Annotated in this window: 5 protein-coding genes; all 5 read right to left on the minus strand. The window is 36.5% G+C overall.

The genetic code is table 11. The features are described from left to right. Positions 1-102: 102 nt before the first annotated feature. Entirely contained in the window at positions 103-642 is a 540-nt protein-coding gene (locus tag EUBHAL_RS09060) for a DUF3877 family protein (RefSeq protein ID WP_005348372.1), read from the minus strand. A 245-nt stretch (positions 643-887) separates the two neighbouring features. After that, positions 888-1,859, minus strand: a complete 972-nt coding sequence (locus EUBHAL_RS09065) for a hypothetical protein (protein WP_005348374.1) — start codon at positions 1,857-1,859, stop codon at positions 888-890. 18 nt (positions 1,860-1,877) lie between these two features. Continuing rightward, a complete protein-coding gene (locus tag EUBHAL_RS09070) occupies positions 1,878-3,470 on the minus strand; it encodes an MBOAT family O-acyltransferase (RefSeq protein ID WP_005348377.1) in 1,593 nt (530 codons plus the stop codon). 8 nt (positions 3,471-3,478) lie between these two features. After that, entirely contained in the window at positions 3,479-3,709 is a 231-nt protein-coding gene (locus tag EUBHAL_RS09075) for a phosphopantetheine-binding protein (RefSeq protein WP_005348379.1), read from the minus strand. 86 nt (positions 3,710-3,795) lie between these two features. After that, complete coding sequence (locus EUBHAL_RS09080) at positions 3,796-5,394, minus strand: AMP-binding protein (protein ID WP_005348382.1); 1,599 nt, start codon at positions 5,392-5,394, stop codon at positions 3,796-3,798. Between the last annotated feature and the right edge of the window lie 144 nt (positions 5,395-5,538).

Here is a 5,538-nt window from a genome sequence, read left to right on the forward strand (position 1 = left end):
TTTTTTAATGTCAGGCTTTTCATAGAAGACTATTTCTTGCAGCGATGAAAGTCACAAATATAGCGTATGGTATTCCCTGGGAGCGTCTGCTTAGCCAATGAATTAAAAGCCAAAATCCTCATAATCTTCTGGTAAGAATCTATGGTATACGATTTGAAGTTCTTCATCCTTAAAGCAATAATAATATGGGTCATCTCTGTCAGTGAATGTGATCAGAATATCAAATTCATCGTTATTGACTTCTTTTATAACACAATTCTTATCCCATTCTTTAAAGAAAGAAGTGACTGTCTCAAGAGAAGTATCTGGTTTTAATAATAACTGAATCAGTTCGAAAATAAACTCATTTTTCTCTTTATGTTCATGGACATAAGTAGGGGCAGCTTCGCTTAAATAAAAGCAGAAACGATGTTCTTTATACTCAATTCTAGTTTCTCCAAATCTAGGGGCAACAAAATCAATAAATTCCTGTAATGCCTTATTCATCTCGTCAGCTTCCCACTCACTGTTGAAGAAATGATTTAAAGTACGGAGTGGATAGCAGAACTGCATCGTATTTTTGCTATAACCTAGTTTTGCCTGTGCTTCAGTGATATTATCTGTTAAACTGCGTTCTAATTTTTTATATGCTTCTGTGTACATAAAAACCTCCCGGTAGTAAATAAATATATGTTGAAATATAAATTAAAACCCTTTTAACTGCTTCAATTTGGATTCCATCCCAGTTAATAAATATTGAATTTAAATCCTTAAAAACAGCTGTTGTTATCATAGCATATTTTCAAAAAACTCTAAAGAATATCTTTCACTAATTTGCAATAGCCAAAGATAGCCCCCGAGGTCACAAATATAGAATATCTTCTCTCTTCGGGAGCGTCTGTCTGTCACTACAAACCAACTTTTCTGTGTTTATCCAGCAACATTAACTTTTCCCATTCCTCCACATCGTTATCCCACTGTTTATAATTCGCAGTTCCCCTGCGGTCAGGAAGACCATACTCTTTTTTCAGATATTCTCCAAGATAGGCAGAGGTCTTTTTAGCACCCTTGATATTAAGATGGTCGCCGCCATCTACACTATCTTTTTTCCAATTAATCTGTTCCTTTAATTCCAGATTCAGATCGACAAAGTTGATTCCGTTTTTATCGGCAATTTCCTGTAAGGCATTATGCTTTTGATAATTCCATCCGTTATAGTTTGGAACGGAAATCAGAACAGGGATGGAACCCTGGCTTTTGCAGTAATGAATACACTTGGAAAAAGTAGAAGTACTGAGTTTGTTAATCTGCCAGCATTTTCTGGTGAATTTCATGCGGTGCTTTTTCTTATGTACTTTATGAGAGGCCTTTCGATAATAATATCCTTTCATAACGGAGTGTTGATTCCCAAAAATATTTTTCAATCTGCGAGGATTCAGATTTTTGTGGAAACTGATAACAGGGAAAATAGTTGCAAGTTTGGCCTTTGTGATAGAGTCGAGATTATCAATATCGGTTTTATCACGGAAAAGGTTATTGCCATCAATTAGGACGATAGATGGTTTCTGGTGTTTATAAATTTTCTTTAAATATTCATAAGTTTCCGGGATACGCTGGCTTGGCTGTCCCCAGGTATATCCGGTAAATCCCTGTTGTTCCCACCATACGAGAGGGAAAATGCTGCTGTATACATTGCTGTCTCCGATGGAGAGTACATCAATACTATTATCTGGCTCCTGAAAAATGCTATAGCTGGAATAGTTATACAGCGGATTAGCGTTATATCCCATAGCGATAGAAAGGGAGGAAAAGATTTTCAGTATAAACGCTAAAATCAGCAGGAAAATTACGCTTTTCGTTATCATTCGTTTTTTAGACATTTTAAATCCTCCTGTAAGTTAAAATTTAGCGTAAATAAAATCTGCAACGCCCCATCCTGGTCCGTAGGCTCCAGCAATGATAATCAATACAATCGGAATTATATAGATGGCCCAGCGAATCGGTAATGGCTGTGCAAGAATCAGTTCACGGATAGAATGACCATTTTCCTGTTTCTTTCCGATAAAATAAAGGAGAATGACACTGAAGGCAATAAGCAGAAAGTCTAATTTAAATAGACCGCCTCGGTTAAATGCCAGTTGCCAGAAATTAGATTTTCCATGCCACGGTTGAAATACGGAACCAAGCATAGTGATTGCTGTTTTAATATCCTTTGACCGGAATATAAGCATTCCAATATTTACAAGGATAAAAGTACGCACTACCTGCATTGTATGATACCAGGAAGCATTTCTGTCGATATTAAGTTTGCTGCAAAAACTTACGAAAGCCGGTTCAAGCAACATTCCAAGAACCATGATAACGTAGTAATAAAGTCCATAAATAATGTATTTCCATTCGGCTCCATGCCAGATTCCATTTCCAAACCAAACAGCAAACAATGCAAAAATGCCAGGAATAGTTGCGGCATAGTAACGGTTCATATGTTTTCTACAGTTCTGACTGAATTTCTGAAAATGCGTTCCGAGGGAGATTGGATAAAAAATGTAATCTTTAAACCAGGCTCCGAGAGTGATATGCCATCTGCGCCAGAACTCATTAACGGAAGTGGCGAAGAAAGGCCGTTTAAAGTTCTCTTCTAATGTAATTCCAAAAAGCTGCGCGCTTCCCCGTGCAATGTTGATACAGCCGGCAAAATCCATGTAGAGTTGGAATGTATACAAAAGAATTGCCATAATAACCGGAAACCCGGAATATTTCTCATGATTTGCAAAAATAGCGCGGACATACATATTTACACGGTCAGAAAGAAGAACTTTCTGAAAAAGCCCCCACACGATAAGCTGAGCGCCAAAACAAAATTGCTTATAATCAAAATGATGTTCTGCTTTTAACTCTTCTCCAAGCTGTCCATAACGAGAAATTGGTCCCTCTGTAATAATCGGGAAAAAAATCAAAAACAGGAGAAGGCGAAAATAATTCTTTTCTGCTTTGCATACTCCCCGGGCAACATCTGTTACATAACTGATGGCAGATAAGGTATAGAAGGAGATTCCAAGTGGGAGAAAAATATCTAAGAATGGAATCTGTGCGGAAATATGCAGTGCATGAAAGAGAGCGTTGATATTTTCACCAAAAAAGTTAAAGTACTTTGTGACAAATAGAATACCGAAATTAATGACACATAACAGTGCAATAATATAACGATTCTTTTTTGTTATTTTACTCTTTAGTTCTTTTCGGGCGGCACGGTCTAACTCTTTTTTCTTTAACTTGAACTGTTCATTGAATTCTTCAATTGTTCTTGCACCAAGATAAATGGTTGCCGTCGTAAATAAAACAACGGCAACCAGATTCTTCATTGCAAGAATATAGAACAGCAGGCTCGAAAAAAGAAGACCAATCCAGCGGCGTTTTACAGGAATTAAATAATATAGAATTATGCTGCCGCCAAGAAAAGGAAAGAGATAGAGCCATGAATTATACTGCATATTCTCACCTACTCATCTTCTAAAATTTCCTGAACCATGTTGTAAATGCTTTCCACAGACTTAAAGTTCTCTGGTTTAATATAAGGAAGCGTGATATTAATATCAAATTCGTCATTAAGTTCAGATACAAGCTGAAGAATCTCCATGGATTCTAAAAGATGTTCTTCGATAAAATCTGTGGATGAAGCAAAATCAGCTCCCGGTTTAATCGTTTCTAAAATTTCAAGAATAGTGTCCATAATTAATTTTCCTCCGTATAGTGTTTATAAATATTGTTATAGTCATTGTAATAGTTACTTTTTATATAGTTTTTTCTGCTATAGTGTTATAGCTGATTTTCTTCCAGATAGTTCGTTTTCAATAACTTTCTATTAACCTTACCATTTGAATTGTAAGGCATCTGACGAATTCGAATGAATTTATTTGGGCGCATATAAGCAGGAAGTTTGCCTGAAACTGCCGCCGAGAGAGATTCCTGTTTAATCTTTCCCTGATAAAATAAAAGAATTTCGTCCGTAGTTTCAAGATAAATGCATACACATGCATGAATTTCCGGAAGTGCGCCGATGGCAGCTTCAATTTCACCAGGTTCAATACGGTATCCCATATGTTTGATCTGGAAATCTTTTCTTCCCTGATATCTTAAAAGACCGTCCTCGCCTCTGTATACAAGGTCACCTGTACGGTATACGATTTCGGGATAAGCATCATTCAGTGGATTCTGAACGAAAACTTCAGCGGTCTTTTCCGGATTATGATAATAACCATCTGCAAGAAATGGGCCTCTGACAAGAAGTTCACCACTTGTGGCTTCCTTTCCGTTCTCATCTGCAATAATCAAATCACAGTTGCTGCAAGCAACACCAATCGGAAGTGTCTCATCATCAGAAAATGTACGATTTACGACATAATAACTGCATATATCGGTTGTTTCTGTCGGACCAAACAAATTGGCATAGAAAACATCAGGGAGCGCCTTCCGCCAGTAATTTAATTGTTTTACTGGCATCACCTCGCCAGCAAACAGCACTTTTTTAAGATATTTCGGTTTAATATAAGCAAATGTATCCCAATTTGCCACAATATTAAGCGCAGAAGGAACCCAGTAAATCGTATTTATCTTATAAGTGTTCAGATATTCAATAAGCTGCATCGGAAATGAAAAATACTTTTTCGGAATAATCTGATACGTTGCTCCAGTACGAAGTGAGGCATACAGATCAGAAACAGACATACTAAAATACAACGGTGTCTGGCTTCCAAAAACAGTTCTTTCATTAATGTCAAATGCGTGAATGAACCAGTCGCTATATGCAATTAACGCACGATGACTGATCACTGTACCCTTTGGCTGTCCAGTAGAGCCGGAAGTATAAAGAATATAAGCAGGATCACGTTCCGTCATCTGACTTCTCAATCTTCCAAGAAGTTTTGTATCTATTTCTGTTGAAATACTGTCTTCTATATAAAATGTTTTATAAAACGTTTTCAGTTTATCCTCTTTAATCTGGCTATTTTCGCAGCTTTGTTCTGTAATAGATGTACTATTTATCGCATTATCATTTTTAAAACTATTAATAGATTCAACTTTATCAATATAAGATTTATCTGTGAGAATCGCTGCCGGCTGCAATGTTTCAAAAATACGGCGAACCCTTTCTACAGGCATCTGCGTATCAAGAACAACATAAAAATTGCCGCTGTAAAGAACACTTAACATTGCCTCCACTAAAGCCGGACTCTTATCAATATAAATAGCCACAGGAAGGGAATCTTGTTTTAGTTCAGAAGCAATCATAGTACCGGTCTGCTGACTTCTTGTTTTTAAATCATTAAAAGTAACCGAAGAAGATTCATTTGCTACCGCTATATGATTGGGAAACTGCTCACAGGTTTTCTCAAAATACTGCAATATATTTTTCATTGGTAACTCCTTAATATCATTGCAAATATTCCAATTGTCAAAAATGGAATATTCACAGCTATAGATGTTGTTTATAACTATAGAATAACAGAAAAATCTTAAGCATAAGATAAAGCAAATCTAAAATATTCTTAAGAAAGGGGA

The sequence above is a fragment of the Anaerobutyricum hallii DSM 3353 genome, from assembly GCF_000173975.1.
GTDB lineage: Bacteria > Bacillota > Clostridia > Lachnospirales > Lachnospiraceae > Anaerobutyricum > Anaerobutyricum hallii.

Coding starts and splice junctions, on each gene's coding strand:
- EUBHAL_RS09065 (WP_005348374.1), bottom strand. CDS start 1,859: ATGTCTAAAAAACGAATGATAACGAAAAGCGTAATTTTCCTGCTGATT.
- EUBHAL_RS09060 (WP_005348372.1), bottom strand. CDS start 642: ATGTACACAGAAGCATATAAAAAATTAGAACGCAGTTTAACAGATAAT.
- EUBHAL_RS09070 (WP_005348377.1), bottom strand. CDS start 3,470: ATGCAGTATAATTCATGGCTCTATCTCTTTCCTTTTCTTGGCGGCAGC.
- EUBHAL_RS09080 (WP_005348382.1), bottom strand. CDS start 5,394: ATGAAAAATATATTGCAGTATTTTGAGAAAACCTGTGAGCAGTTTCCC.
- EUBHAL_RS09075 (WP_005348379.1), bottom strand. CDS start 3,709: ATGGACACTATTCTTGAAATTTTAGAAACGATTAAACCGGGAGCTGAT.